The organism is Lysinibacillus sp. G1-3, from assembly GCF_056322905.1.
In genome coordinates this window covers 176,375-201,314 of the sequence record NZ_JBWHYQ010000009.1, presented here as the reverse complement: position 1 = coordinate 201,314, position 24,940 = coordinate 176,375, and the positions used below count along the sequence as shown (strand labels likewise).

Below are 24,940 nucleotides of genomic sequence, written 5' to 3'. Positions count from 1 at the left end.
TGTTTAGCTGTTATCCAGTTTTCAAAGCAAAATAAAAAGCCACATCTTGTTAGATGTGACTTCATACATATAATTTTTAACTACCTTCCAGATATACGGAAGGCAATAATATTTTTGCTAACGATGTACTCTTCATCAAGTGATTCACTTTTTTGGGGATTTATCACTCTGATAAGTCTATTGTTAAGAATACTACTTTCAATAAAACTTTTCGGATCTGTTATATCTCTTTCGAAAACCGTTTCATGTTCACTACCGTCTATCAATTTAATAGTTGCTACTTTCTCAGCTATATATAACACCTCCATTCTACCTACATCATAGTATAAATGAAATGTGTTTTCATTATAAAAAGAGACTACCATTTTCGTAGCCTCCTATACTTGTTTTTAGAAACACGCCTACAAGGGACTCCAAGGATTTTATTTTTCCATCCTCTGACTTTACCCTCAGCTACACCTAATTATTCGGCAACATCCTTTAATTTAATATCACCATTTTAGCTTTTAGAATTCATAGGATTTATTACGTTTTGGATCTACTGCGCTAGTCATATTCCATAACACCACCTGCAAAAAAATTACGCCAAATAGACGTGATTTATAATTACTTTAACTTTATATTTGAAATGTATCGATTAACTGATCTAAAAGTACATTTGAATCTTTCCAGAATTGAATTACCTCTTCTTTACTATATGCGTCCCCAGAGTCATGAGATAACGAATTGGAGATGTTTATAATTTCTTGATTTATACTAATAGATTTAGAGTTATTTTCTATTATTTTTTTCAAATCTCCTAACATCACATGCCCATACTTTTCATCAATAGCTTTTTTTGTCGAAATCTCATTATACAAACAATAAAGCTTCAACGCATATTCCAATATTCTTCGGATTGTATTTCCTTGTGAAGATATAAAATCATAATCATATTCGTCTGCTCCGTTCAATAGAACTTTGACTTTTTTCATTCGGCCGTGTATCTCATTAAGATTTTCTACCATCAATATTCGTTTAGAATCAATAGGCTTTTTACTACCTTCTTTAGGTTGAATTAAAAATGAATAGTATGGTAGGTTATTAACGAAGCACACATGTTTTTTACATTCGTCTTTTCCACCTTCCCAAAAGATATATTTTTGAAGAAACTCTGAATTATTTTTACATTTTTCAATAATTTCATCATTAGATTTTATCAAAGTTGATTCTGCACGTTTAGCCGGTATTAGACAAGACTGAAATAATACATATAAATGTTGTTCTTCTAAAAGGAATTTTACTTTTTGGATATGTGACATGGTATAGCTATAAGTAAGAGAACCCAATTCTGTCCAAACTCGCTTTTCAAATTCATCTAAACTACCTTCTAAAAACTTTTTTCTTATTTCATCATTATCTTTCCAAAATATTTTAGTATAAGGCTTCTCATATTCAACTTTACTAATATGATCATAATTGGCTAAAGAAAATTGATCCAAAATTACATATCCAGTACTTAATTCGATTAATTCATTTAAAAATTCCGTGATTTCTAAAGGATCTGTCAAATATTCTCTCCTGCCAAATTTATCCCATAAATCTAAAAATAATTTTTCGCTTAATTCATAGGAAAAGCTTGATGGGAATAAAATTTCTTGTATTAAAGGATCATCCATTATGCTTTTTAAAAAACGCTCTTCATCTTCTTTAGTTTTGAATGCTTGTTTTGTCGAATCATCCATTAAAACTATCAAATCATTTCCGTCCATATGATACCTCCATTATATATTTACATACTATATACCCAAAACTTACCATAGTATTATAATAATAATCCTAGAGGTTGTTAATTGGAACAGTTTTCTACAAATTTCTCTCTCAAAAGCAAGTACCAACGAATCAAGGGGGAAAACTCTGCTCGATACTCACTTTTCAGGGCAAAACAAAAACATCCCAAAGGATGTTACTTGTTATATAATTCAATTTGCTTTAAATTTATATCTATTCTTACTAGTTTTAGAAAATTATTGATATTATTCTGCATTAATTCACAAACCTCATTAAATGTTAATTCTTGATACTTGCCTGAATGATGAATTTCAAAAGCAATATAATCGAATAATTCCTTTATTTCTATCAAAGCAAAGTACGCATCTAAGTTTCCTTTTTGAGCATATTCGTATAAATTATTTTTTGTGTTCAAACTTTTTCGTACGTTTTCAAGTATTTCTTTTAGAGATGTATGATTCATATCATATTCTTCATAAATATAATCCCTAATTTCTTCTATTTCCCTTTGTAATGGTAGCAAAAACATTAATTGATCATTTAATTTCTTATGTTTTTCTACTTTATTATTAGCTTCAATAGTTTGCTTAACTCCAATTAGCGTAATTGAACCACCTATAATTGCGCCAACAAAGGCAATGATACCTGCTATGATTGTGTAATCCTTTACACTGAAAAAATGAGAAAATATACCCCAAAAAATTAACAACATGTTTAATATCAATAATGAGTAAAAAATAATTTGCATTGTACCTTTTTTCAAAACAAATACCTCCCCCTTAATCATATATTGTGAGGCAGTAAATTGGAACAATTTTCTACAAATTCTACTCTCAAAACCACACCAAACTCTGCCCTCTCATCACAAAGTGTTTTGGCTGTTTGATGCAGTTTTCAAAGCAAAAGAAAAACATCCCGAAGGATGTTCATTTCGATTTTATTATAGCTATTAAAATTTTTATAGCTTCCTGTAATTTAACAATATTTTTAAATTCACGGGTCTTCTTAAAAAAATAGTATGTAAACCCTAAAAGATAAATAATTGCTACTCCGACCAACAAGTTAAATGTAAACTCAATTCTATTAACAATTAATTTGTCTCCTGCATTTAAAAGAAATGTTGCTAACGCAGCATAAAAAGTCACAAATGCTGCTATAAAGAATGCAACTATGGCTAATAAGTTAGCTAATGAGCTAACAAAAAAACTTCTAATGCTGTTAAAATTATCTTTATTTTCAGTGATTGTTTTTAAAATAATTGACAACTCATCAGCAGTAAAATTATCCATGTTTTCTTCCACATAAGCTTCCATTTTGGCATAATCATAGATATCAAGTTTCAAGACATCTTTAAAATGGTTATTAATTTTTTTAATATCATATAATAATCTAAAATTTTTTATCATATTTGAACCTCCCACTCTATCTTAATCTGAGAGGTGATAAATTGGAACAAATTTCTACATAATAAAAAGCCTTACCGTGCTAGGTGTAAGGCTCATCTACTGCGGCGGATTTAATTATCGAGTTAGCTCACTTGCGAAATCGTGGTAGAGTTGCACCACGTTATATTTGTAAAGCGAATTGTGTTTTTATTTATAGTGCAATTCCGTGCACTTGTTACATAGTTTGACTGAATTCCCTACCTCCGATTTTACATAATTATTTTTATCTAACCTAATGTAGAAAGAATGGCAAGTTTGGAAAAAAATATTTTATGTTATAAAATAACATTATGAAAGGAGTTATTTATGACAAAAAAAGAGTTATTTATGACAAAAGAAGAAATGCAGTTTGTTCATAAGTTTTTTTATTTTTACTATTTTTATTTCAGTATCATTATTTATACTATTTTGGACTATAATAACTATTGAAATTTACATAAGTAAGTTTGGTGATACAGTGAATAAAGTGAGTCCAGTCATAGCTGTCTTTCTGATTCCATCCATTTTAACGTATGTTACACACAGATATTTCTTTGAATATTTCTTTGAATATTTCTTTGAATATTTCTTTCGTAGTTATTACATATCAAAACTATCTCTGATAAAAATTAAAAATTTTTTTAGTAATTCAAGTTTAGTATTATTAGGAGTACTCTCGACAACTAAGAATTTTATTTCTGATAAAAAGTTTTGAGGGTGATCCGCCTGATAGACCCAATTTCATTACTGACCCTATAGAACACATTGAATATTTTTCTGTTTTAATATTACACCCTGTAAGTTCAACTTATTCAATCCCTTTAATTTTCGCGGTCATATCTTTTCTTTTTAGTTTTCTCGAAACATCTAACTTCGCTACTTATAGTATCTATATTCCAAAAGAAAAAATTACTTATAGGACCTATCCAAACGAGATTACTAAAGATAATATTATCTATATACAAGAGATTGAATTAGAAATAAAAAACAACTTAAAACAAATGCAGAATTAATTAATTATAAAAAAATACATAATTAAAGGCACTCACTATATTATAAGTGCCTTTCTAAAATTTTACCTGATCATAATATTTATTATATTTTTACGAATCAATTGAATATTAGTATGACTCAAATTCATATGTCTACCTATCCACCTCATTGACTTACCCTCCAATAGCCAAAATAATATTTCAGCATCACGACTATTCACAACTTTGTCCACTCTGTGTTGAACTTCAAAAATCTTATACTCATAATCCATAATTCTTCTTGATTGCTTAAAACGTCTATTCAACTCTAATTGGATAGGATCCCCCACACCACCTACTGCTTTCGGTAATGTAGCCTCGATACCATACTGTGCCGTTTTTGCCCCAATAACCATCTCTGCTCGCATTTCTTTGATAGCATTAACCATCCAGTGGTAGTCTGTAATCATTGAATCTAAAGCATTTGGTGTAATTGTTAGTGTTCTTTCTTTTAACATAGGTTTGCCCTCCTATGGTGTGATATAATACTTTTGAGAAACCTCAAAGGGCATAATCAATTCTGAGCTGAAGCGTCTGATCACGCTGCGGCTTTTTTAATGTATAGGTAACATCAATTTGCACACATTAAGGTTGAGTGTATCGCACGCACTTATTTAGGCTGTGGTGCTGGTTGACCATCGCGGCCTTTTTTTAGGGTCGCTACCAACTTAGGTGACCCTTTATTAGTAAAATGGTCAGCAAGTTTGACAGATTTCCTAAAAATCAAAGTAATGAACCGTCAATGATTAACACTTGTTTTTCATCACACTTTAAATCTTCTAAAACTTTATCTAAATCTAACATTTTCCCATCTTCACCTATACAACGGCTATAACGTGCAGCTACGTAATATTCAGGTACTAACTTAGATTCTTCTAATAAACTTTCAAAATCATCTTGTTCCCCTGCTACAACATCGATGTATTCCTGCACTGCTTCGTCACCATCGTTTACTTTTATTAATGCATAATATGGATCTACAAATTCAAAATAATTCATCCTATTTTCCCCTTTCGTTACTACACAAAATCTTTCACACGTGCTTTAAAAAAGCGTTAATTGTTCAAATCTATCCTGTTTCATTAAATACTCCCAAACAGCTTTAGAAAATCTTTCGTAAGTAATTATCTTTTCACTTTTAAAATAATGATTTACTTTAAAATGCACTTTATGATCTCGAAAATGATTGAACGAAACGTCGATGTAATCACTGTAATGACCATGTTGACTGGTATAATGTATCTCTTTCATTTGTTTAAGGAACAATTCGTAACCATCTAGCTGCAACCAATTATTTTTAAGGTAATATAAGATTGAACCATAGCGATTAACTGCCCAGTCTACAAGCAAATCAATTTCCATCTGTTTTACTTTCAAAAAACCCACCACCTACTTGATGAACAATTTCTTTCTGACAAGATTGTCATTCCCCCTTTTTCTTAATCATTTTATATTTATGGTATAATCACACAAAAAGGGGTTTATTAGAATAATGCTTGTAATATTATTTTTTATATTTTTGATTTGGTTTTTGATTAAATTCATTAACTTGCAGGAAAAACAAAACAGCTTGCAGGAGGAACAAAACGAAATTCTAAGAAATATATCCAACAAGCTAGATAAGTAGTATACATAGATGGGAAATCCCATCTTTTTTACTGAACAAAATCTATCTAATACGCTGTGTGATTAATCTTCTTGCACTATCGCCATTACTTTCTCGGCTCCAACCTTGTTTAGATTGAAATAAGCAGCATTAACTTTTTTGTTGTCACAATGATTGGATAGAAACTCGATTAAAGCTTGCTCATATGCCTTATCATCTGTTCTAATAACAAAAGAGTTTTCTAATTTAACTTGCATCTCTTTCTACCTCCTGTACAAAATCTTTCAAAGATTTTATTCATCATCTTTCGAAAGCTCATTGTCCCTCCACCTATCACTATCAGTTAGCTTTAAAATTTGTTAAGGTACCTTTAGTACCTTCTGAATCCCAATTACAGCAAGTGTAGTTATGTTCCGTTGGTATAAAACTGTTTACATCGTCTTTATTGCATCCTAAAGCTAACAACCAATGCACGCATGATCAACATGTTCTATGCAATATGTTTACCTCAATATCATCACAACCTCTAAAGTCATGATGAAACATAGTCTTTGTAAAACGAAAATCTTTTCGGATCATCTTTAAAAGCTTGAATTTTGGCCGATTCTCGATTTATCAGCGTTTGGATAGTTTTTTCAAAATCTGATACTGTAAGAATTGGCGGCCATCCTGCATATTCTTGTTTTTTAGTTCTCATGGACAAATAGTTTTTAAACACCCATTCGCCATCGTTACGACAACCGCGAATTATTACTCTATTTCGTGAATGAAAGAATAAATCTATAGGTGCATGTATCTGAACCTTGTAATCGCTGGAGATTGTATGAATTAGGACCTCATCTTGGAAATTATCATTTTTCCAGTTTGCAACAAATACTTCAATGTAGTCCGGCTTAATGAAAATCATAGTATTGCTCCTCCTTGTAGAATATCGCTCGTCGTTTCCTATTTTCCTTGCGAACTTCATGCGTCATACCTCCAACGCATCTAGATAATGTAGCGTATAACCGTCCTTCGACTTAACTTCAATACACTCATTTTCAAAAGTCTTGTATGGTATTGATTTTCGTCTGCCTTTTTTAGCCGCTTCCCAGTTCATTTGTAGCACCTCAAAAGGCAGAAGATATGTTTTGTTATATTTACGAAAACTCACAAGGAGAAACGAAAATGCGTTATTTTTAAGCCATGATTCTAGTAGTTCGTATTGGTGATTAGATAAATTTTTAAGTGGGAAACTAGCATTACTTATTTCCTTCGCATCGAAGGCAACAGATCGGCCATTATATACTCCGGCAAAATCGACCCATTCTGCTCTTTCTTTCCGCCCTTCGACAAAACGTCCATTATCTTTAGTAATTTGTATAGGTGTAGGTACTTTACGTATATCCGCTACCTTTGAATTGCGGTACTTATTGTTTACCATAATAATTAAACGTTCAAAAGCCGCTCCTCGATTGGCGTATGAAGTATTTTTATAAGCCATTTTAAACCTCCTGTTAGCACTTATATATTAAACAAGTCCATCTGTTGCCATTGTTCTTGTGGCAATTCTTTTATAACTTCTACCCCATGCTCATGTATATTTGTAAACCAATGAAGAGGGAACCTTCCTCTTGGTTGTTTCAGCTCTGGATCAGCGTAAAAATAGCAATCATGCTTATTTGCGTAGCAACCATAAGTTGCTCTAATAAAGTACTTACCTAAGTCTGCACAATAACCATCTCGTTTCCAAACTAGCTCCGCTTCGTATACCAAGCCTTCCTCTAACTCTATTTGCTCTAATGGTAAAGGAGGCTCAGGTGGCCATTCTTCTGTTATGACTTCGAAACGGGTTTTTTGATACGTTCCAAAATGAGAACCTGGACGCGGAAATTTACTAACGTTATAAGCTAATCCTCCATGGGGATATAAATAATATTTTTCACCCTCCACAAGGTTGGATTTTTCAGGTGCCTGTATGCAACGTCCTTGCATCGATTAAACCCCCATATGAAAATTCAGGATCAAAAATAGTCATTTGAATCTTTAAAAATTCTGCATCTTCCGCTTCTTGCATAGCCTTTTTCTTACATCGCCGCCCAATACCATCATTAATTGATTTTTGTGATCTTAATTTACGACCACATCTTTTACAATGGCTCATTCAGCCCGCTCCTTTGCCTCCTCTTTTAGTGCTATTTCTTCGATAATTTCCACATCATTAGCACTAAATGTCGGCGTCGGACCGAATTCATACTCTATAATATGTATATAACAAATATGAAGGATAATAAAAGCCACACCTTGTTAGATGCGACTTTAAATATTTATAAATTAAACTGTTTCTTCTAGGCTTGTACATTTTATTTTGTAATTATATAATCTATAAGTTTCACGGGATAAATAAAATAATGACATGATACAATTTTTAGTAATAATTAATCCAAGAACTAATAATATGCCAAAAATAGCGCCCATTGTTGCAGAACTATCATTTCGTCTAGAAAAAATTGATTCCAATACTGCTGTAAATGCAACAACGCTTATACCGGCCGGCGCTGCACCCAACAAAGGTTTTACAGAGTTATATCTAGTTATGAATAGTATGATTACTACTAAAAATATTATAGCAAATAATTCAGTGATAGATTTATTTTCAATGCTTATCTGGAAAAAGGAGAATTTCCCTTATTTATAGAAACACATGTAAAGTGAACGTGCACTAATGTAAGAATAAAAATGGCTCTCACTTCTTTCAAGTGAAGGAACGCATACAGCCGTATATTCTAAGATAACTAACCATAGTTGTCTTTTTTATGTACTTTCCCCTCAACATTACCTAGAATGGTAATATTGAGGGAGGTTTTTATATATGAAGAAAAAATTAATTTTTAGTGCAGCATTAGTATTAAGTTTAGGATTGGCTGGTTGTGGAGAAGACAAAGCTAAGGAAGAACCGCAAAAAGAAAATAGTACTAAAGCTGAAGAACCACAAAAAGTTCTAGCCAAAACAGTTGATGACGTATTGGAACATTTTAAAAAAGATGGTCTAGAACTAGGTGAAGTTTCAGATTTACCAAAAGATGAATTTGGAAACATCCGAAAAGAAGGTAAACGAGTTTTAATTCCTTCACTTGGTGATGATTCAGGTGGTCGATTATTTTTATTCGATAATGAAGAAAATCTAAAAAAGGCAAAGAGTTATTATGATGAATTAGGAAATTCAGGTCCTTTGTTTTATTCTCACACTCACCATAGTGGACTGTTTTTATTACAAATGAATGGCGATATGGAAGATAATGAATTTGCTAAGTATGCAGCTTCCCTTGAAACAGCTGAAACAGGTTCTACTAACATTGAAATTAAAGAAGAAAGCAAAGCGAATAAAGCTGATAATTTAACAGAAGCGAATGTTGATGATGTAATGAAAAATGATTTTGCAGGTACATATACAATCACTGATTTATATGAAGGACCAAATGAAAAATATAAAAGTGCTGATGTTGAATTTTCAATTGATGAAATGAAAACAGCTAAACTTGTTGCACAAAATCCTGAACTAATTGAAACAGCCGCTGAAACAAATGTACTTATCCTCTCTATTACAGGAGAAAATTTATCAGACGATACTGTTGACTTCCATCCAAGCACAACTAAAATGATCACTGATACAAAACGTCAAATTGATTCAAATGTTATGATCTCCTCTTTTGAATCTGAGTTTATTGGTAAAGTAATTCAAAAAGGTGAGGTTATTTTTGATTTAGGTGAAGAAGGTTTAGAAGGTGTCAAAGAATTAAAATTTGTATTTGATAGTACTTCAAAAGATAACAGATTTATTGGAGAAAAAGTAACAGTAGTTGTACCAGTAAATAAAAAATAAGTCACTTACAGGAGGTTAACCCTTCCTTCTCAATAAAGTTTTATCTAATCATCTACTTATATAAAATGCTTAGATTAGAATATGTATTAATTGTGTTGTACGGAATCGAGGTGAATAAATGGAATACACATTTGGATCAACTGAAGAACTTCTTGAATTTCTAAATGAAGAATTGTTATCTGCAACCGAAGCAGCTGAGCTGTTGGAAATATCAAAAGTTCGATTGGGGCAATTAGTAAAAGACTGAAAGTTAAAGACAGCTAAAGATCAACCTAAAATGTTTTTAAAAAGCATACTAATAGAGAAAAAAGATGAGCTTGAATCACTTCGTAAAAAATACAGACCGTATGACCAATAAACATAAAAGACCCAGGTACTCAAATTTTCATGAGCGCCTGGGCCTTTATGTTTAGAGTTATTTAATAATTATAGGGTACACTCTCCCCCTACTGGAGAGTTTATTCTTTTTACATACATAAATAAATGGAGGGAAATACGATGTATCATCCGAGATTAAAAGGAAATTCTTATGAGGCAGGAAAGCATTATGCTGAAATTCTTTATAAAAATGGTTTTAGGTTTCCGAAAGTAACGGAAGAAGAATTAAAATATGGGGAGTCGTGCAAACAAATTCTTACAGATTTTGATCCCCATATTGTGAAAGAGATACAAGGATTTGCTGAAGGTTGTCATTCTTCATTTGAAGAAGTAAGCTCGTTTCTCTTAAGTATTGGCGTATTCGAATTGTCAGGTCAATGTAGTATTTTTTCCGCCTATAACGGAAAAGAAATGTTTATTGGCCGAAATTATGATATGCTCTTTAATCTTAAAAATATTACAGAGTCCTCACTTGTTTGTTTTGATGATAAAAATAAATACCTCGGACAATCAGATTGCTTTATTGGAAAAGTTGATGGGATAAACGAACACGGTTTATTTGTAGGGATTTCATCCGTTCCTCATGATGAAATTAAACCTGGTCTGAATTTTTATTTTGCTGTTAAATATATTTTAGAAAATTGTCGTACGGTAGATGAAGGAATAGACGTGTTAAAAAGATTCCCGAGTTCAGTGGCTAATAACTATTTGTTAGCAGATCCTCTTGGGAATATGGCAGTTGTAGAAGTTACTCCTAATAGTTATCAAGTACGCCTTCCTATTAATAATTACATTCATTGTACAAATCATCACGAAAGTACTTCATTAACCGAAAGTTGGAATTGGAGCAAATCAAAAGAGCGTTTTGAAACATTAGATACCCGTCTTAAACACAATGTAAATAGTATGGATCTTACCATTGCACAATCCATTATGTCGGAAACCAAGGGTCATGTTTGTTTAAATCTAAAAGAACAACAATTTGGTACTCTTTTCTCTGTTATAGCTAACTTAAATACTTTAGATATACATAGAGCAGAAGGTCAGCCAAACAGAGCAAAATATAAATCAGATCGACGATTAATAGATGCTGTTTTAAAAGATGTCTAATGAAGAATGAATTCATGCCTTCCCTATTGTAAACTCTTCTTACATAAAAAAGCCTTCCACAATTATCTGTGGAAGGCTTGATATTAAAGCATTTTATTTAATTCATTTATAAACTCTTGATAAGTTTTAATATTCCCACTTAAGTGAGATTCTTTTTTAGTAAGCTCTACTACTTCATCCACAACAATATCGATATTTGCCTTTACGGTTTCAGTTCTTGAGCCAGGTGTAACACGTTGTTTTAATTCATTTAATAGCATAACTCTTTCTTTGCCTTTATCCAAATCAGCTTGAACCTTCAATAATTCTTGTTCCCATTCATCGATAAATTCTTGGTACGCTCTGATTTCTGCAATGATGGTTTCTTGACTGCTTTTTACTTCTTGCACAGGAATCCTCTCCTTTCATCTACTCAATTCGACAAAAAGAAAAAATTACCTTTAACAAGTTTTTGACCATCTATTTCATAGTAAACGTAGCATAAGCCAGTGTTATTTTTATTGCCCCAAACAGGTTATTTCCTTAAAACGGAAGTAAATAGAGAGGTCCATTGCAATAAATTTTCTTTCGTTACCTTTTTTTGCCCCTTCAACATAGGTTTCCCTTCTGTATTGTGATACAATAATGTCGTGAACACCATCAAAGGGCATAACCAATTCGAAGCTGTAGCGTGTGAAAACGTTGCGGCTTTTTCTTAAAAAGGAATGAACCTATGAATCAATTAATCCAATATATCAGCTACCTACCAAGCTTGTAGGGAGTGCCGTTACATCCCTTGACCTCCATGCAAGCTTGGGTTTCTCAAGGGAGCTGATATGTATGAAAAATCGTTCAAAAGCTTATATTCGCCATCAGAGAGAGCGAATTATTCGAAAGAAATGGACCATTTTAAAAGACGTTATGTTTAGAGAAAGTGAATACATGCCTGTGCGCGGCAGTTTGAGTAAAGGAAAAATTCATTGCTCATGTAGAATGTGTCGATACGAGCAGTTTCACTCGATTCCAAAAGCTAAACATAAAGCAAAATTAAAAGCTATGGAACAGGAAATAGACGATTATGTCTATTTCCTTTTTTAAAAGCCCAGGCTCAAAATTAATTGAGTACCTGGGCATTGCTGTTAGCCACCACGCTGTTTAATGATGATCTTTAATCCTTCAAAATCGCCACCTGTCAAAGTTCCTTGGTCAAATTTATCTAACCATGACTTATCAATTAGCTTTTTATCTACAGATTGTTTAATATAATCACGAACTGCTGCTTTTGTAGTTGCGTTTGTAAATTGCATTATGTCATCATCCTTATCTGGTTGTTGTTGATCCAAACCATTTTTAATATCTAGTTTGAATTGTTCATCTGTGATTCCCATAGTTTGTAAATACGGAAATGGATCTCTATGCGTTGTACCACCTAAAGTTTCTGTGACCCAACGATGCGACTTAATACCATTGCCACTACTATCAAGTACAATAGGTAAACCTGCATCTTTTGCAAGTTCTCTTAGTAACCAAATATAAGCAGCGTAATCCTTTTTAAATTGTTCCTTGTCATTTGTTCGAGCCAACTCTACTTGTGCATAGCTAAGCGGATTACCTTTAGGACCACAGCCATATTGCACGCGATTAACTGGTGCGACTTGCACGATCCGTCCACCACCACCTACCCAGTGTGAAGTAAAAGCATTGGCTTTATTTTGATTCATAAAAGCTATTTCATTTTCCAAAGCATTCGGTCCATTATTATTCGGATTGCCAGATTCATGAGCAATAACATATTTAACTGCAGTTAAAGCTATGTTCGGCAATGCGGACATTAAGCGTTTTTCTATAATATAAGTCATTTTCTCATTTCTCCTCTCGTTGGATTATGCCTTTGAAAAATCAACAAATGGATCTATACATTTATAATCGTTAGTCAATTTAAAATGATTCAGAATCCAAAAAAACAATCTATACAATGCGCGAATCCCTAGCGGTTCTGGCAACAGAGGTGCTACAGGAATTGCATAAACAAGTACAACTAACATTAATTTACTAAATGTTCAGAAAACAAACTTTATCTTTTTAATACATTATACTGACACTCAAAAATTAACGCTAAAATATATCTATTAACTTTGAACTACCCGATTCTTAAAAAAGTTGTAATCATTCAATCACTCACATAACTCATACTTTATTTTATTATTTGCAATATAAAATCCCTCCACAATTATCTGTGGAAGGCATAAAAAATAACGCTAGCTTATGCTGCGTTTACTTCTTTTCGTATGGTATATAAAAAGTATGAGCATTTGGCGTAACATGTAGAAAAGGAATAGCCTCTTTCCATTCGATCTTTGTCAAATACCATTAAAAATATAATTATTAATTTAAACATGTTGTGCACATATAAAAAGCCCAGGCTCAAAATTTAATTGAGTTTCCGGGCAATCTATCGTGTTCTTCGTATTAAATTTCTATCGCTGATTTTCTATTAGTATGGTTACATACACTAACTGGCTTCGTAGCATGTCCATTGTCATCTGTACACCAAGACTGAGATTGGAAAGCAAGGAATATACCAATCCATCTGTTTTCCTCCTCAAAATGAATAAGGACACCACCATCTTGCCATATCCCATCGTCTTTCCTAAAATCCCTACTATTCCCTTGATTCATATGAATATCATGAATGCCTCTGCCTGGAGAGAAGCCGAAATATTTATCTACTTTATCTTCAGTTTTAAACTTTTCACCGTAAGCGTAAACGGTAGCTTTTTTAGTCATAGCCTCTTGTATATATTTATTCACTTTTTCATTTAAGTCATTGTCTGGTCCATTTTTTGATGCAGGGAGAGGTATCATTTTTGACGGATCAAATAAGCCACCTCGAATATAGTCTAATGCAATTTCATGATTTTCACTAGTAACCTCTGTAAATCCTTCTTCGAAATTAGGGATAATGGTAATTTGACTCGAATTAAAATCTTCACTCACAAAATACAGGACTTCTGATGGCTTTACCTTTGAAGCGACATTGATTGCAATTCTATAATTCTCCTCGTTTTTGTCCTTCTTCGTTGCCCGAACATGCACTTGGTAATGAGGGGTTTTGTCAAATGAATCCACAGGTCTCACATCAACAACTTTACCTTTTAACACTCCGTACTTGAATAATGGCATAGAACTAACCTCCAATTTAATAGATTTTTTCCAATCTTAGATCACTTAGTTTCTGGTTATTTTTTCCAAAATAAAAGATAGTGACTGTATGGAACAACCTAGTCTATTCAGACATTTTTATGGTTACGTTACTAAACTCATATGTTTCATTCTCTCTATATCACTTATTTTATCATTCCTAAAAATGGAACTTCAATCATTTATTCACGCCAAATTTCGACGTCCACATCCCACTTTGTTGCTTGCATTGTTCTTGAGATCGTTGACTGCTATGCATTGTTGAAGCAGCGGCTGACTTTTTTACTGGTGAAAATATTCATTTTCAGTCAAGCTTTGCTAAATCAATTAGAAGAAGAAAAAAAACCAAAAAATTTGTTGATTTTTCCTGTTATTTGTTTTATATTTACAATATCCATGTGCTGTTTAACAGGTAACTGTTAGGCAGCTTTTTTATTGACTGCATGAAATATTATTAGTACACCCATTTTATAATGGTTAACCTACACTCTCGACCCTCTGAATCCATCACTTATATCACTCATAAACGATCACTCGTTCCGTCACCTTTTACTGTTGCAGGCCATTAATGACCTATACACTCCCATGTCATCAATTTTCTAACTAACATGCTTCTAAACTACGAATCCTGTCATATACTCTTTCAATCGCTACTATAATCTTCTATGATCAATTATTTTCATGAAATTCACCATATAAAATCTCCATTCCATAGCATCTTGACTGCTGCTACGTGTTCGGTTTTTAGCGAAATAGCATGTAGCTACGCCCCTTTTTCTGTCCAGAGATATAAAACAGATGCGTATTTTAGGCTTTCTTCATTTTGATAAATGGCTTTGAATTGTTGTGAAAACAGTGGTTTGACGTTTAATTTGTAAAAGGAGCTGTTATGAATGACTTCCAAAAAAGTATCTATCGGTCTTACACAATTTACAGATTTTACTTTCAAAGGCGTTACTGGTAAAACCTCAATGGTTAGACAAATAAAATATCAAGATGAATACAATCCTGCTTTTGATTACTGGAAACCTTTACGGGATGGTATCCGAAAATTTCACGAGAAAAAATTTAGTAACGATTACCTGCTTGATCTTGCTGAAAAGGCTTCTCAAACAAAACAAAAAAATTACCTAGAAGCAGTGAAAGCTCATTTAAAATTTATTAAAAATAAAGAAATTGAATGGTTTGAACCAGGCAAATCCAATTGGTATAGCGAATATTTAACTGTACGCTCATCACCAGAACTTGGATTAAAGATTGATGGTGTTCCACACTTAATCAAGTTATATTTCAAAGGAAAGGACGAACGAATTGATAAAAATAAATGCCGTTCATCTTTGACATTATTAAACCAATCAGAATTCACCATTGAGCATTCACCTACTATAAAACCGGCAATTTTAAACGTCCAAAAAGGACGATTAATTTCAGAAGAACCTTCTACTGAAGATCATCTAATTGCACTTGAATCGGAAGCAGCACAATTCATGGTCATCTGGAATAAAATTTAACAGTACAAGCGAGTACTAGGGATATAACAAAAGAAGGTCACTCTTATTTGAGTGGCCATTATTGTTCCATCTTTTCGATTTTCATGTCTATGGAAAAACGCTCAGTATTTTTTTATGTTAATATTTACATATGATGTATACAGAGGTGATTTAAATGCCGTTTGAAAGAAAATACATATATATCATTTGTTTTTTAATAATATTTTCATTTAGAACGATTTGGGATTATTTCAGAAATGGAAATTGGTTTTTTCTTGAAAATTTTTTCTTTGCGTTATTGTTTGTACTCTTTTATGCTTTTGCAAATTGGGCATGGGATAGTAAAAAGTATAAAAAGAAATAGCAAACTGTTATGGTAATAAATTCTATAGCGATGCTTTTATTCAAGCATCTCCCTCGTAAATAAATCTATTTTGTTTGGTGTAATTTCGTTGATACATATGCAATTAATACTGAAGAATTTAGTTTCGTTCATTTCGGCAGTCAGAAAAAACCCTTCACAGATGTGTAAAAGGCTTAATCTTAAAAGCTATTTGAAATATACCTAATGTTATGATTTTGCAATATTTCACTCATAAAGGGGAAAAAGAACCCCTCCCCTTTTATTAGTGAACAGCCTTATTTTTCATTAGCTTAACAATACCAAAAGCAATAACCAAAGCGATTAAAGATAGTACAAGTAGCGCGATTGAACTAGTTTTTCCAAGCATCACTTGCGATGGTAAAGCCGAAGCCTCTACCCATTGGTTGTTGGGCGTATAAAACATTGTTAGTAGCATCCCTGATAATACTTGCAATACTAAAAATGCTACCGCAAAAAACAATGTGAATAATAGGTATTTTTTCAAGCCGCCCCCCTCCTTTCTTTATTAATACTACGGCTTGAGTTTAAATAAGTTTCACAAAATGCTATTACCACCAAAGATAATTGATTAAGAAAATATTCTGTTCCGCATTTTTCCCTAGCTGGCTGTCTATAAAACATCATCCTTTTTTATGTTATAATTTACACATATTACATACCGAGGTGGTACTATGGACAACAACACATTGATTTGTAAAGCTTGTGGTAATGATTCATTTTCTGAAGGTAAACTTGATGGCTATGCTGCTTTAAGACCAGTTGACAAAATTTTTTCTAATGGTTCTGCACTTATTTTTACTCTGTGTCAAAAGTGCGGTGAAGTAGCCTCAATTAAAGCTGAAAAACCCCATAAGTTTACTAGTTCCATATAGTTTTGTTCAGGGTCACTATATTAATAGTGACCCTTTTAATGTGCTCCGCTTTATACACCATCGCCCGAAATAATTGTTCGTGTAGAACTCCATGTTATTATTAATAGCAGTGATTCTTACTTAAAACATGAACGCCTGCCTTCTGTAAGCATTTATGATTTCCCTCGAAATAGTATTCCAAAGAAAATTGTAGTAAGATTTCTTCGCCTTATATTGTACTATCCTTCAAAAATGAAATAGCAAAGTCACGAAAACTGTTTACGACGAATGAACTTTTTCTCTTTTTATTCCAAGCAATCCCCACTGTTTGAAAGCAATCAGGATTTGAAATTTCTAATATTTTCACATTGTCTAAATACTGATCTAAAAAGGAGTGTTTAAAAATAAAAGAGATGCCCTTTCCTTCGTTCACCAATTGTAAAATAATCGATAAATCCTCACCTTCAAAAGCAATATTTGGCGTAAACCCTGCTCTTTCAAATAATTGATTTTCAGTTGCACGGAAATTTTGCCCTGTTTCTGACAAAATAAACATTTCATCCTTTGTCTCAATCAATGAAACACTTTCTTTAGCTGCTAACGGATGATTTTTCGGGACTACTAAAAATACTTCTTCTGTAAATAACGGAACCCATTGTATTCTGTCATCTTTTATAGGATTGATGACAATCATTAAATCAATTTCACCACAAATTAATTTTTGAAGTGCTAATTTATCTGGTAATAAATACTGTCGTATTTTAACATTCGGGCGTTTTTTATAAAAATCATAAAATAATTTTGGCAATAGTTTTGAATTCATTACATTAATCGCTACACTATCTTCTCTAATATTAGCCAGTTCTTGAATTTCCGTTTTCGCCTCTTGTAAATCATTTAAAGCCTTTTCCACCTTTTCATAAAATATTCGTCCATATTCATTCAAACGAATAGATTTCCCTTTTCGATCAAAAAGTGCTACTCCTATATCATCCTCTAAACGACCTATCGTTTTACTTAATGAAGATTGTGAAACCTCTAATTCTAAAGCAGCTTGCGACATATGTTCCAAGCGAGCTACTACTATAAAATATTCTAATTGTGTTAATTGCATTATTACTCACCTTCTTATCCTTATTACTATAAAGGAATAAGCTCATTCATTCAAAAATATTGAATACGCTTTTTACGGAAAGCTATACTACACATGTAATGAACACTTACAAATATGGGGAGGTATTATTATGAATGGTAATGATTTTGAAGGTCGAGTTGTCTTAATTACTGGTGCAGCTACTGGTATTGGTCGTGCTACAGCAATAGCTTTTGCACGTCGTGGTGCGAAAGTTGCTATTGGCGATGTGGATGACCGTGCACAAGAAACTGTAGAACTAGTTAAACAAGCAGGCGGAGAAGCAGTTTTCTTTAAAACTGATGTAACAAGCCCAGAGCAATTAAAATCACTTGTTGAAAAGACAGTAGAAAAATTTGGCGGATTACATCACGCTTTCAATAATGCAGGTGTTTTAAATAATCCAACAAAGTTCGTTGATATTGAAGAAGGCACATTTGATAAAGTAATGGCGGTTGACGTTAAAGGCGTATTCTTTGCCGTGAAACATGAACTTGAATACATGATTGCTAATGGTGGTGGTACAATTGTAAACACAGCTTCAGTTGCTGGTATCATTGCCGATCCAAATATGGCACCATACGTAACAGCAAAACACGCAGTAACTGGTTTAACAAAAGCAGCTGCCATTGACCACGCTCAAGATGGTATCCGAGTTAACGCTGTGGCACCAGGTTTAACAGAAACTCCAATGACTCAAATGTGGAAAGATAATCCTGAAGTTTGGAGCGAAGTTGTGTCTAACGTTCCGATGGGCAGAGCTGCAAAACCAGAAGAAATTGCTGAAGTAGTAGTATTCCTTTCTTCAGACGCTGCAAGCTTCTGTAACGGCTTTGTTTACGCAGCTGATGGCGGACAAGTTGCTCATTAATATTCAGAAGTAATTTTCAAGTCAATTTTTCAAATATTTATTTCAAAATATTAGAAGATTGAACATAGACCAAGATTGAAATATCTTGGTCTTATTTGTAAACCTTCATACCTTCCCCTCTTTCTTATGTATTTGCATAGCTTATTTGAAACTTCTTTAACTACTCCTTAATCTTCTTTAAAGGATGAGTAAATCTCTTAGCCAATGTTTCCCACCTTAAATGACAAATATCGTTTCATTTTCTTCTCTGTCAGAAATATGGATTCTTTGCGATTGTTGCTTTTAAGTTCATAATAAAATGCCTCTAACTCGAGGCCTTCTACTGACTACTTCTTGTATATTTGAATAGATTTACTTTCATCGTCTATTACGAATTCAACTATCACACTAATATCTCCATTTCAGATGCAAGGTAGTACAATGAAAAGCATTATCTATTATCATTCTTAACTACAATACTTAATATATCTCTTATTGTACCTATAACAACTTCTGGCTTATCAAAATGTATCGCATGCCCGGCATCTTCAACGATAATATGTTGCTTAATTGTTGACAAGTTTGCAAGCTCTTCTTGAAGTCTCATCCAAGCAGCCATAGATTCCTTTGTATGAAAAGGCTGCAAACCTCCTGTAACGACAATCAATGGGATATTTCCTAAAGATTTAGAAGTACGAACTTGCTCAAAACTTTCTTCAATTTCATTAAGAGATCCTTCTATAGTAAATTGATTATAATATGCTTCCTGAACTTCTTTTGTAAATAAGGGAGGCAATATTTTATTTTGATCCTCATGAGATGAATCTAAGAGAACCACACCTGCGACTTCCTCTGGATATTTACTTGCAAATAATCTTACATTTAATCCTCCGATTGAGTGACCTACTAATACATACGGTGGCTTTATATCTGCTTTTTTGAGTAATATACGTAAGTTATCGACACTTTGTCTACTATGCCGAGATCTGTCATCCATTTCACTTTTTCCGATTCCTGCTCTGTCATAAATAAACATTCTTGAGAACTTTGATACTTCATCTTTAATCGGATTCCAGTTTTCTAAAGTAACTCCATATCCTGATTCGAAAACAAGTGTTGGACCATCGTGATGTTCACCTAACAATTCATAGTATAATTCGATACCACCTATATCTAGTTTTTGTCCTGCTTCATTTTCAATAAAATCATTCATTTTCAATCTCCTTTTCATTAAGATTTTAAAATAACACCATAGAGTTAATAATAATTTTTTGTTCTTTTTTCTGAAGAAAACGTTTATTAAAGGTAGGTCTTTCATTTCTCTATAAGATAATGTTCCAATGCAGCAATGAAATACTATTGTTCTACATCAAACAGCAATTTCAGTAGTAATATCCTCACACACTATAATTACCACTTGTAATCAATTCATCTAAAATAGTCCGATTTCGACCTTTAATACCAACAAATATTTATTCATTTCACTATTAATTATACCATATTTTCTAAATAATATAATTATTGTTACAATCATCGCCCCCTCTCGTCCCTATCAATACAAATTACTACTTAAAATGTTTTGAGTAGACATTTCCTTTAAGAGCAAATAAACACCGCCCTTTTAATATTCGTTTTTCCGCACTATGGTGGCTCTAAAATTTACTAAGAATCATGCTAACCATACATAAAACACTTGGATACGACAAACTCAGATTAATCTCACAAAAAAGCAAGCTCAATTTTTATTTTGTACCTGGTCAATATCATCGCTTAACTTTTAAACCTAGCAATTCAGCAAAGCCAATTGCTTGTTCAGTAGAGATCACACAGCCACTTAAATTTTTTATCGTTACATTTAATCGTTCAAATTTACAAGTACTAATATCCACATTATTTAGTGGTGTATCGCTAAAATCAACTTCATCGATGTTACAGTGTTCAAATTTCACTTTTTTAAATTGGCAGTCGTAAAAGCTTGTACTACGTAATGATGACTGATCAAAACTAATTTGTTTAAATCTTGCTAGGCCAAAGTTACATAAATTCATGATACACCCTTCAAAAGAAACGTTTCCTAAATGGGCCTCTGAGAAATCAACACCTAACAGTTTGCAGTTTTTAAACGTAACTCGATGGATAATCCCTTCGTTAAATGTTGAGTTAGATAAGTCACAATTTTCAAAGATTACATCCGTCATATCAATTTTATTGAAATTCGAGTGAATCAAAGATACTTTTTGAAACAGTACTTTGGATACAATTAAACGGTCAATACTATCATTCTCTCTACTTGTATTCGTAATCAATTGATGCGATAAATAAGGTTCATCGTCATAAAAAACGTCTTCAAAGGTTCCTTGAGGCAAATCATTCGGAATAAGCGGGCGTTCAATTTTAAATTTAGTCGTCATTCTTTTTGTCCTTTCTTACTTTAATTGCGATTCTTATTTTATCCCCTCTTTTACTATTGATTTTAAAGGAGTTTTGTTTATTAACAAATAAGTTTTCTCCAGCTATGTATATGAATGTATGCAAAATTACCACAACCAAAAGATTGTGGTAGAAAATTATATGCATCTTCTTTATTTTTTATACCGTTTTTGGGAAGTGTTTACGTTTTGTTGTTTTTCTTGATTTGTATTGTTCATTTGCTCTTTAGTTAGTTCATTTTCTTCACGCACATCTAGATCATCAGGGCTTAAATCTGCTCCAAATTCTACTTGTTCTTCTTCACTTGTTTTGCGCTTTTTGTTTGTCAAAATTATCACCTCCGATATATAAATTATCCATTTTGTCGCAAATTATACTTGTACGAATGAAAGCTAAATGTTACGCTATTTCTTCAGTAATAAGCAATTTTGGTATAATTTATCAATAGCTCATTGATAAAGCAGCTTCAATAAAAGGAGAAATACTTTATGGTTGAAAAATATGTGCATCACATTTGCATCCAAACAAATACATATGCAGAATCTTTAAATTTTTACACAGATGTAGTAGGTTTTGAACTAGTACAGGAGTCGCCGAATTTCCACGATAGACATTTCAATACATGGTTAAAGCTTGGAACCTTTTATATAGAACTCCAAACCGGGAAATTTGATGAAGAACTTGAAGCATGTAATTCAAATGCTCAAGGTATTGTACATTTTTGTTTATGGGTTGATAATCTTCTTCAAGAAGTAGAACGATTAAAGGAAATGAACGTTCATTTTTTTCGTAAAAATGGTGAAATTATTTATAAAGTTGAAAATGGTCAGCTTTGTAAATTAAAAGCACCTGAAGGAACTATTATAGAAATTCGCGATCATAAAGGAATATAACCATCACTCTTTACTTTTTTTCGTTATTGCAGGATAAAATATTTTCCACACATGCCCAGGTATCATTATACAAATGAGTCCTGGGCTTTTATATTAATGACTAATTGTAGCTATCCTACGTTTTTCACTGCTTATAATCCTCTTATTTTTTGTCCAAACTATAAATACAACTTCTTAAATCCTCAAAATTACACAGGAATTTCTAAAAGTAGGGAAAAAAATGAAAAAAAAAATTACGTTACTCGTCAGTTTAACTGCAGTACTATTGCTTTCAGGCTGCTGGGATGTCTCTGAACCACAAAGAATGTACTATGTTGACGGTATTGGCGTCGATTTTAAAGATGGTCAATATGAAATATATATGCAAATCATTAATTTTGCTAATGTAGCTAAATCTGAAGGACCTAGTCCTCAAGGACCACAATCAGAGATAGGGTACGCTAAAGGAAAAACGATGGAAGAAGCCTTTTTTAAATTATATCGCTCCATTGACCAAGAAATATTTTGGGGGCATTTGACTTACCTTCTTTTCTCAGAAGATGCTTTAAAAAGTGAGAAAGGCATTGCTATTATTGACAGTTTTTTACGTCATCGAGAAACAAGATATCAAATATTAACTTATATTACAAAAGAACCTATTAAAGATATTTTTTTAATCACACCGCTATTAAATAAATCACTAACAGCTTCAAAACTAAGCAATCCATTGCATACAAAGGAGATAGAAACATATGTAGAGCCCGTTGATTTACGAAACCTAGTCATCGCGTTAAATGAACCGAGCCATGAGGTGAATATACCACTTGTCACAATTAGCGAAAATTGGGAGACAACCGAAGAGCCAACTAAGGAAACTGAATTAACAGGTGTCGGAGTAATGTCCAAAGATGGATTTAAAGGCTATCTAGATGATGGGAAGGCAAGAGGTATCCAATGGATGTTTCATAAAAAAACTTGTGGAGAAGTAACCTTTAAATTAGACAATAAAGAAAAAGAATACTTAACAGTCGATATAGAAAAATTAAGTACAGATATAAAACCAATTGTAAAGAACAATGAAGTAACATTTGAAGTTGATATAAAATTAAATGCGATCATCAATGGTTTCAAAGGAAAGATAAACACCGACGAAATAAGAAAAGGTATTATTAAGACCGTTAAAAAAGACATAAAAAAATCATATGAAGAGGGCTTAAACATAGATGTTGATGTTTTTCGCTTATCCGAGCAGCTCTACCGAAAAGACGTGAAAATGTGGAAAAAAATACACAAAGATGGCAAAATACCATTAACAAAAGATTCAATAAGTAAACTAAATGTTACCGTAAATAAAGTGAATCCTGGTCGAAAAAGTTTTGATGAAACAATAAAAGAATAGCTTTTCAAATCACAATTGTGTCAACTATCCAACGTTATATTCAATTCACAGAAATATATTCTCATTAAAACTTTGATTAATCATACGTTATGTTATAATGCTGTTAATGGCTAAGCCATTATTAGGGCAAGACCAATTCTGTGCTGTAGCGTTGTCATACGCTACAGCTTTTTATGTGGTAAAGCAAATTAATTGATGACAAAAACTTTGCATGCCTTAAATTATTATGCAGAATGCTGATGTGGAAGGATCATTTTTACAACACCTTAATCCGACGATGAACCACTATCACTGCAACTAGACGTATCATTGAAACTAGAAGCACTGTCAGAGCAATTGTGTGTATTTGAATTTTCTACAGAGACAAATGTACTTGTTGAACTATAATCAACATGGGTACCCGAATGATTGGAATGACTTTTTACTGATCGATCATGATTTGGAGGTTCCTTTTTCAAGATGTTGATGACAACCCCTAAAAAGATTAATCCCATTATTAGAATTAAAAATCCCATTCTTCTCTCCCCCCTTTCTGAAATCAATTCAATTTTTCATCAGAAGTGATGACAAACCATTTTCAACCACTTTCATACAGTAAAAAACGCTGACTTCTTCTATGGGTTGCTTTCTGCGAACAAGAACAAAATTAAGTTGTTTAATTTGAAGAATAACTTTTTAATAATTGTTCTCATCATTCAATAGTGTATATTTAAAAATATCGATACGGTCGCCTTGTTCATCTAATACTGTTTCAATACGCTCCCAGCCTCTTTTTTCATAATAAACTGCAGCATTTTCTGTTTTTAAAAATACTTTTGTATAACCTATTTTTTTCATATGTTCTAGCAAAGCATTGATTAAATAAAAACCTATTTTTTGGCTTCGATATGAAGGTTCAACAAATAAAGATGCTAACCAAGGTTTAAATTGGGGTCTTTCTTTCCAATCATTTTCAAATACAGATACTGTTCCTACACATTGGCCATCTACATTTGCTATAAAAGTAATTGGAAATTTATTCACATATGTTATTTCGAAAAATTTGACAACTTCTTCATATGTCTTTTTACTGCTAGTTGGTACTACAAATTCCTTGTAGACCATTTTTGCAACATCTTCTATATGCTGTGGCTTATTTACTAATAAATCAATTTCCATAAATCGCTCCCC

At 32.6% G+C, this 24,940-nt stretch carries 31 protein-coding genes; 10 read left to right on the top strand and 21 right to left on the bottom strand.

The window, feature by feature from the left end:
- Window positions 1-80: 80 nt before the first annotated feature.
- The 12 genes from ACVYAD_RS11770 to ACVYAD_RS11715 all read right to left on the bottom strand — a co-directional run bounded on the left by ACVYAD_RS11770 (window position 81) and on the right by ACVYAD_RS11715 (window position 7,974).
- Complete coding sequence (locus ACVYAD_RS11770) at window positions 81-365, bottom strand: hypothetical protein (protein WP_476426582.1); 285 nt, start codon at window positions 363-365, stop codon at window positions 81-83.
- Window positions 366-617: 252 nt separating this feature from the next.
- Entirely contained in the window at window positions 618-1,751 is a 1,134-nt protein-coding gene (locus tag ACVYAD_RS11765; protein ID WP_476426581.1) for a hypothetical protein, read from the bottom strand.
- A gap of 194 nt (window positions 1,752-1,945) precedes the next feature.
- On the bottom strand, window positions 1,946-2,533 hold the full coding sequence (locus tag ACVYAD_RS11760; RefSeq protein ID WP_476426580.1) for a hypothetical protein: 588 nt from the start codon (window positions 2,531-2,533) through the stop codon (window positions 1,946-1,948).
- A gap of 163 nt (window positions 2,534-2,696) precedes the next feature.
- Window positions 2,697-3,176: a hypothetical protein gene (locus ACVYAD_RS11755; RefSeq protein ID WP_476426579.1), complete on the bottom strand. Its 480-nt coding sequence runs from the start codon at window positions 3,174-3,176 to the stop codon at window positions 2,697-2,699.
- 1,093 nt (window positions 3,177-4,269) lie between these two features.
- Window positions 4,270-4,683, bottom strand: a complete 414-nt coding sequence (locus ACVYAD_RS11750; protein ID WP_476426578.1) for a hypothetical protein — start codon at window positions 4,681-4,683, stop codon at window positions 4,270-4,272.
- Window positions 4,684-4,948: 265 nt separating this feature from the next.
- Window positions 4,949-5,224: a hypothetical protein gene (locus tag ACVYAD_RS11745; protein ID WP_476426577.1), complete on the bottom strand. Its 276-nt coding sequence runs from the start codon at window positions 5,222-5,224 to the stop codon at window positions 4,949-4,951.
- Between the two features lie 45 nt (window positions 5,225-5,269).
- Window positions 5,270-5,602, bottom strand: coding sequence for a hypothetical protein (locus ACVYAD_RS11740; RefSeq protein WP_476426576.1), 333 nt, complete (start codon window positions 5,600-5,602; stop codon window positions 5,270-5,272).
- Window positions 5,603-5,914: 312 nt separating this feature from the next.
- The gene (locus tag ACVYAD_RS11735) at window positions 5,915-6,088 is read right to left on the bottom strand and encodes a hypothetical protein (protein WP_476426575.1); all 174 of its coding nucleotides are present in this window, start codon (window positions 6,086-6,088) and stop codon (window positions 5,915-5,917) included.
- Window positions 6,089-6,363: 275 nt separating this feature from the next.
- A complete protein-coding gene (locus ACVYAD_RS11730; protein WP_476426574.1) occupies window positions 6,364-6,738 on the bottom strand; it encodes a hypothetical protein in 375 nt (124 codons plus the stop codon).
- Between the two features lie 63 nt (window positions 6,739-6,801).
- Window positions 6,802-7,314 carry a Holliday junction resolvase RecU gene (locus tag ACVYAD_RS11725; RefSeq protein ID WP_476426573.1) on the bottom strand — a complete coding sequence of 171 codons (513 nt, stop codon included), beginning with the start codon at window positions 7,312-7,314 and terminating at the stop codon, window positions 6,802-6,804.
- 20 nt (window positions 7,315-7,334) lie between these two features.
- Window positions 7,335-7,805 (bottom strand): hypothetical protein, encoded by a 471-nt coding sequence (locus ACVYAD_RS11720; RefSeq protein WP_476426572.1) that lies wholly within the window; start codon window positions 7,803-7,805, stop codon window positions 7,335-7,337.
- Window positions 7,777-7,974, bottom strand: a complete 198-nt coding sequence (locus tag ACVYAD_RS11715) for a DUF6011 domain-containing protein (RefSeq protein WP_476426571.1) — start codon at window positions 7,972-7,974, stop codon at window positions 7,777-7,779. The genes ACVYAD_RS11720 and ACVYAD_RS11715 overlap by 29 nt, the downstream gene beginning before the upstream one ends.
- Window positions 7,975-8,268: 294 nt before the next feature.
- Between ACVYAD_RS11715 and ACVYAD_RS11710 the strand changes: the two genes are divergently transcribed.
- From ACVYAD_RS11710 to ACVYAD_RS11695, 4 genes are all read left to right on the top strand, one after another.
- Complete coding sequence (locus ACVYAD_RS11710) at window positions 8,269-8,508, top strand: hypothetical protein (RefSeq protein WP_476426570.1); 240 nt, start codon at window positions 8,269-8,271, stop codon at window positions 8,506-8,508.
- Between the two features lie 174 nt (window positions 8,509-8,682).
- On the top strand, window positions 8,683-9,693 hold the full coding sequence (locus ACVYAD_RS11705; protein ID WP_476426569.1) for a hypothetical protein: 1,011 nt from the start codon (window positions 8,683-8,685) through the stop codon (window positions 9,691-9,693).
- 118 nt (window positions 9,694-9,811) lie between these two features.
- A complete protein-coding gene (locus tag ACVYAD_RS11700) occupies window positions 9,812-9,940 on the top strand; it encodes a hypothetical protein (protein ID WP_476426568.1) in 129 nt (42 codons plus the stop codon).
- Between the two features lie 251 nt (window positions 9,941-10,191).
- Window positions 10,192-11,181, top strand: coding sequence for a C45 family autoproteolytic acyltransferase/hydolase (locus ACVYAD_RS11695; RefSeq protein ID WP_476426567.1), 990 nt, complete (start codon window positions 10,192-10,194; stop codon window positions 11,179-11,181).
- 83 nt (window positions 11,182-11,264) lie between these two features.
- Here the strand turns inward: ACVYAD_RS11695 and ACVYAD_RS11690 are convergent, their stop codons facing one another.
- Window positions 11,265-11,570, bottom strand: coding sequence for a hypothetical protein (locus ACVYAD_RS11690; protein ID WP_476426566.1), 306 nt, complete (start codon window positions 11,568-11,570; stop codon window positions 11,265-11,267).
- Between the two features lie 430 nt (window positions 11,571-12,000).
- Between ACVYAD_RS11690 and ACVYAD_RS11685 the strand changes: the two genes are divergently transcribed.
- Entirely contained in the window at window positions 12,001-12,258 is a 258-nt protein-coding gene (locus ACVYAD_RS11685; RefSeq protein ID WP_476426565.1) for a hypothetical protein, read from the top strand.
- A gap of 41 nt (window positions 12,259-12,299) precedes the next feature.
- Here the strand turns inward: ACVYAD_RS11685 and ACVYAD_RS11680 are convergent, their stop codons facing one another.
- Together ACVYAD_RS11680 and ACVYAD_RS11675 are read right to left on the bottom strand one after the other, a co-directional pair.
- A complete protein-coding gene (locus ACVYAD_RS11680) occupies window positions 12,300-13,019 on the bottom strand; it encodes a peptidoglycan recognition protein family protein (protein WP_476426564.1) in 720 nt (239 codons plus the stop codon).
- Window positions 13,020-13,629: 610 nt separating this feature from the next.
- The gene (locus ACVYAD_RS11675) at window positions 13,630-14,343 is read right to left on the bottom strand and encodes a DUF2278 family protein (RefSeq protein WP_476426563.1); all 714 of its coding nucleotides are present in this window, start codon (window positions 14,341-14,343) and stop codon (window positions 13,630-13,632) included.
- A 911-nt stretch (window positions 14,344-15,254) separates the two neighbouring features.
- On the opposite strand from ACVYAD_RS11675, the gene ACVYAD_RS11670 reads away from it, so the two are divergent.
- Window positions 15,255-15,872: a hypothetical protein gene (locus ACVYAD_RS11670; RefSeq protein WP_349662076.1), complete on the top strand. Its 618-nt coding sequence runs from the start codon at window positions 15,255-15,257 to the stop codon at window positions 15,870-15,872.
- A 605-nt stretch (window positions 15,873-16,477) separates the two neighbouring features.
- Here the strand turns inward: ACVYAD_RS11670 and ACVYAD_RS11665 are convergent.
- Complete coding sequence (locus tag ACVYAD_RS11665; RefSeq protein ID WP_476426562.1) at window positions 16,478-16,720, bottom strand: hypothetical protein; 243 nt, start codon at window positions 16,718-16,720, stop codon at window positions 16,478-16,480.
- Between the two features lie 187 nt (window positions 16,721-16,907).
- Between ACVYAD_RS11665 and ACVYAD_RS11660 the strand changes: the two genes are divergently transcribed.
- Window positions 16,908-17,108: a hypothetical protein gene (locus ACVYAD_RS11660; protein WP_476426561.1), complete on the top strand. Its 201-nt coding sequence runs from the start codon at window positions 16,908-16,910 to the stop codon at window positions 17,106-17,108.
- Between the two features lie 208 nt (window positions 17,109-17,316).
- Here the strand turns inward: ACVYAD_RS11660 and ACVYAD_RS11655 are convergent, their stop codons facing one another.
- Window positions 17,317-18,201 (bottom strand): LysR family transcriptional regulator, encoded by an 885-nt coding sequence (locus tag ACVYAD_RS11655; protein ID WP_476426560.1) that lies wholly within the window; start codon window positions 18,199-18,201, stop codon window positions 17,317-17,319.
- A gap of 130 nt (window positions 18,202-18,331) precedes the next feature.
- On the opposite strand from ACVYAD_RS11655, the gene ACVYAD_RS11650 reads away from it, so the two are divergent.
- Entirely contained in the window at window positions 18,332-19,090 is a 759-nt protein-coding gene (locus ACVYAD_RS11650; RefSeq protein WP_476426559.1) for an SDR family NAD(P)-dependent oxidoreductase, read from the top strand.
- Window positions 19,091-19,520: 430 nt separating this feature from the next.
- Here the strand turns inward: ACVYAD_RS11650 and ACVYAD_RS11645 are convergent, their stop codons facing one another.
- From ACVYAD_RS11645 to ACVYAD_RS11635, 3 genes are all read right to left on the bottom strand, one after another.
- The gene (locus ACVYAD_RS11645) at window positions 19,521-20,282 is read right to left on the bottom strand and encodes an alpha/beta fold hydrolase (RefSeq protein ID WP_476426558.1); all 762 of its coding nucleotides are present in this window, start codon (window positions 20,280-20,282) and stop codon (window positions 19,521-19,523) included.
- Window positions 20,283-20,832: 550 nt separating this feature from the next.
- Window positions 20,833-21,480: a pentapeptide repeat-containing protein gene (locus ACVYAD_RS11640; RefSeq protein WP_476426557.1), complete on the bottom strand. Its 648-nt coding sequence runs from the start codon at window positions 21,478-21,480 to the stop codon at window positions 20,833-20,835.
- Between the two features lie 171 nt (window positions 21,481-21,651).
- Window positions 21,652-21,837 (bottom strand): hypothetical protein, encoded by a 186-nt coding sequence (locus tag ACVYAD_RS11635; protein ID WP_476426556.1) that lies wholly within the window; start codon window positions 21,835-21,837, stop codon window positions 21,652-21,654.
- A gap of 150 nt (window positions 21,838-21,987) precedes the next feature.
- On the opposite strand from ACVYAD_RS11635, the gene ACVYAD_RS11630 reads away from it, so the two are divergent.
- Together ACVYAD_RS11630 and ACVYAD_RS11625 are read left to right on the top strand one after the other, a co-directional pair.
- A complete protein-coding gene (locus ACVYAD_RS11630) occupies window positions 21,988-22,392 on the top strand; it encodes a VOC family protein (protein ID WP_476426555.1) in 405 nt (134 codons plus the stop codon).
- A gap of 220 nt (window positions 22,393-22,612) precedes the next feature.
- On the top strand, window positions 22,613-23,770 hold the full coding sequence (locus ACVYAD_RS11625; protein ID WP_476426554.1) for a Ger(x)C family spore germination protein: 1,158 nt from the start codon (window positions 22,613-22,615) through the stop codon (window positions 23,768-23,770).
- A gap of 675 nt (window positions 23,771-24,445) precedes the next feature.
- On the opposite strand, the gene ACVYAD_RS11620 is transcribed toward ACVYAD_RS11625, so the two are convergent.
- Window positions 24,446-24,928 (bottom strand): GNAT family N-acetyltransferase, encoded by a 483-nt coding sequence (locus ACVYAD_RS11620; RefSeq protein WP_476426553.1) that lies wholly within the window; start codon window positions 24,926-24,928, stop codon window positions 24,446-24,448.
- Between the last annotated feature and the right edge of the window lie 12 nt (window positions 24,929-24,940).

Excerpts from the sequence above, each read along its gene's own strand:
- ACVYAD_RS11685 (WP_476426565.1), top strand. The coding sequence starts at position 12,001 with ATGAAAAATCGTTCAAAAGCTTATATTCGCCATCAGAGAGAGCGAATT.
- ACVYAD_RS11675 (WP_476426563.1), bottom strand. The coding sequence starts at position 14,343 with ATGCCATTATTCAAGTACGGAGTGTTAAAAGGTAAAGTTGTTGATGTG.
- ACVYAD_RS11660 (WP_476426561.1), top strand. The coding sequence starts at position 16,908 with ATGGACAACAACACATTGATTTGTAAAGCTTGTGGTAATGATTCATTT.
- ACVYAD_RS11650 (WP_476426559.1), top strand. The coding sequence starts at position 18,332 with ATGAATGGTAATGATTTTGAAGGTCGAGTTGTCTTAATTACTGGTGCA.
- ACVYAD_RS11680 (WP_476426564.1), bottom strand. The coding sequence starts at position 13,019 with ATGACTTATATTATAGAAAAACGCTTAATGTCCGCATTGCCGAACATA.
- ACVYAD_RS11750 (WP_476426578.1), bottom strand. The coding sequence starts at position 4,683 with ATGTTAAAAGAAAGAACACTAACAATTACACCAAATGCTTTAGATTCA.
- ACVYAD_RS11770 (WP_476426582.1), bottom strand. The coding sequence starts at position 365 with ATGGTAGTCTCTTTTTATAATGAAAACACATTTCATTTATACTATGAT.
- ACVYAD_RS11710 (WP_476426570.1), top strand. The coding sequence starts at position 8,269 with ATGCCAAAAATAGCGCCCATTGTTGCAGAACTATCATTTCGTCTAGAA.
- ACVYAD_RS11715 (WP_476426571.1), bottom strand. The coding sequence starts at position 7,974 with ATGAGCCATTGTAAAAGATGTGGTCGTAAATTAAGATCACAAAAATCA.
- ACVYAD_RS11670 (WP_349662076.1), top strand. The coding sequence starts at position 15,255 with ATGACTTCCAAAAAAGTATCTATCGGTCTTACACAATTTACAGATTTT.
- ACVYAD_RS11700 (WP_476426568.1), top strand. The coding sequence starts at position 9,812 with ATGGAATACACATTTGGATCAACTGAAGAACTTCTTGAATTTCTAAAT.
- ACVYAD_RS11735 (WP_476426575.1), bottom strand. The coding sequence starts at position 6,088 with ATGCAAGTTAAATTAGAAAACTCTTTTGTTATTAGAACAGATGATAAG.
- ACVYAD_RS11640 (WP_476426557.1), bottom strand. The coding sequence starts at position 21,480 with ATGACGACTAAATTTAAAATTGAACGCCCGCTTATTCCGAATGATTTG.
- ACVYAD_RS11625 (WP_476426554.1), top strand. The coding sequence starts at position 22,613 with ATGAAAAAAAAAATTACGTTACTCGTCAGTTTAACTGCAGTACTATTG.
- ACVYAD_RS11745 (WP_476426577.1), bottom strand. The coding sequence starts at position 5,224 with ATGAATTATTTTGAATTTGTAGATCCATATTATGCATTAATAAAAGTA.
- ACVYAD_RS11765 (WP_476426581.1), bottom strand. The coding sequence starts at position 1,751 with ATGGACGGAAATGATTTGATAGTTTTAATGGATGATTCGACAAAACAA.
- ACVYAD_RS11720 (WP_476426572.1), bottom strand. The coding sequence starts at position 7,805 with ATGCAAGGACGTTGCATACAGGCACCTGAAAAATCCAACCTTGTGGAG.
- ACVYAD_RS11730 (WP_476426574.1), bottom strand. The coding sequence starts at position 6,738 with ATGATTTTCATTAAGCCGGACTACATTGAAGTATTTGTTGCAAACTGG.
- ACVYAD_RS11655 (WP_476426560.1), bottom strand. The coding sequence starts at position 18,201 with ATGCAATTAACACAATTAGAATATTTTATAGTAGTAGCTCGCTTGGAA.
- ACVYAD_RS11705 (WP_476426569.1), top strand. The coding sequence starts at position 8,683 with ATGAAGAAAAAATTAATTTTTAGTGCAGCATTAGTATTAAGTTTAGGA.
- ACVYAD_RS11645 (WP_476426558.1), bottom strand. The coding sequence starts at position 20,282 with ATGAATGATTTTATTGAAAATGAAGCAGGACAAAAACTAGATATAGGT.
- ACVYAD_RS11695 (WP_476426567.1), top strand. The coding sequence starts at position 10,192 with ATGTATCATCCGAGATTAAAAGGAAATTCTTATGAGGCAGGAAAGCAT.
- ACVYAD_RS11725 (WP_476426573.1), bottom strand. The coding sequence starts at position 7,314 with ATGGCTTATAAAAATACTTCATACGCCAATCGAGGAGCGGCTTTTGAA.
- ACVYAD_RS11755 (WP_476426579.1), bottom strand. The coding sequence starts at position 3,176 with ATGATAAAAAATTTTAGATTATTATATGATATTAAAAAAATTAATAAC.
- ACVYAD_RS11620 (WP_476426553.1), bottom strand. The coding sequence starts at position 24,928 with ATGGAAATTGATTTATTAGTAAATAAGCCACAGCATATAGAAGATGTT.
- ACVYAD_RS11630 (WP_476426555.1), top strand. The coding sequence starts at position 21,988 with ATGGTTGAAAAATATGTGCATCACATTTGCATCCAAACAAATACATAT.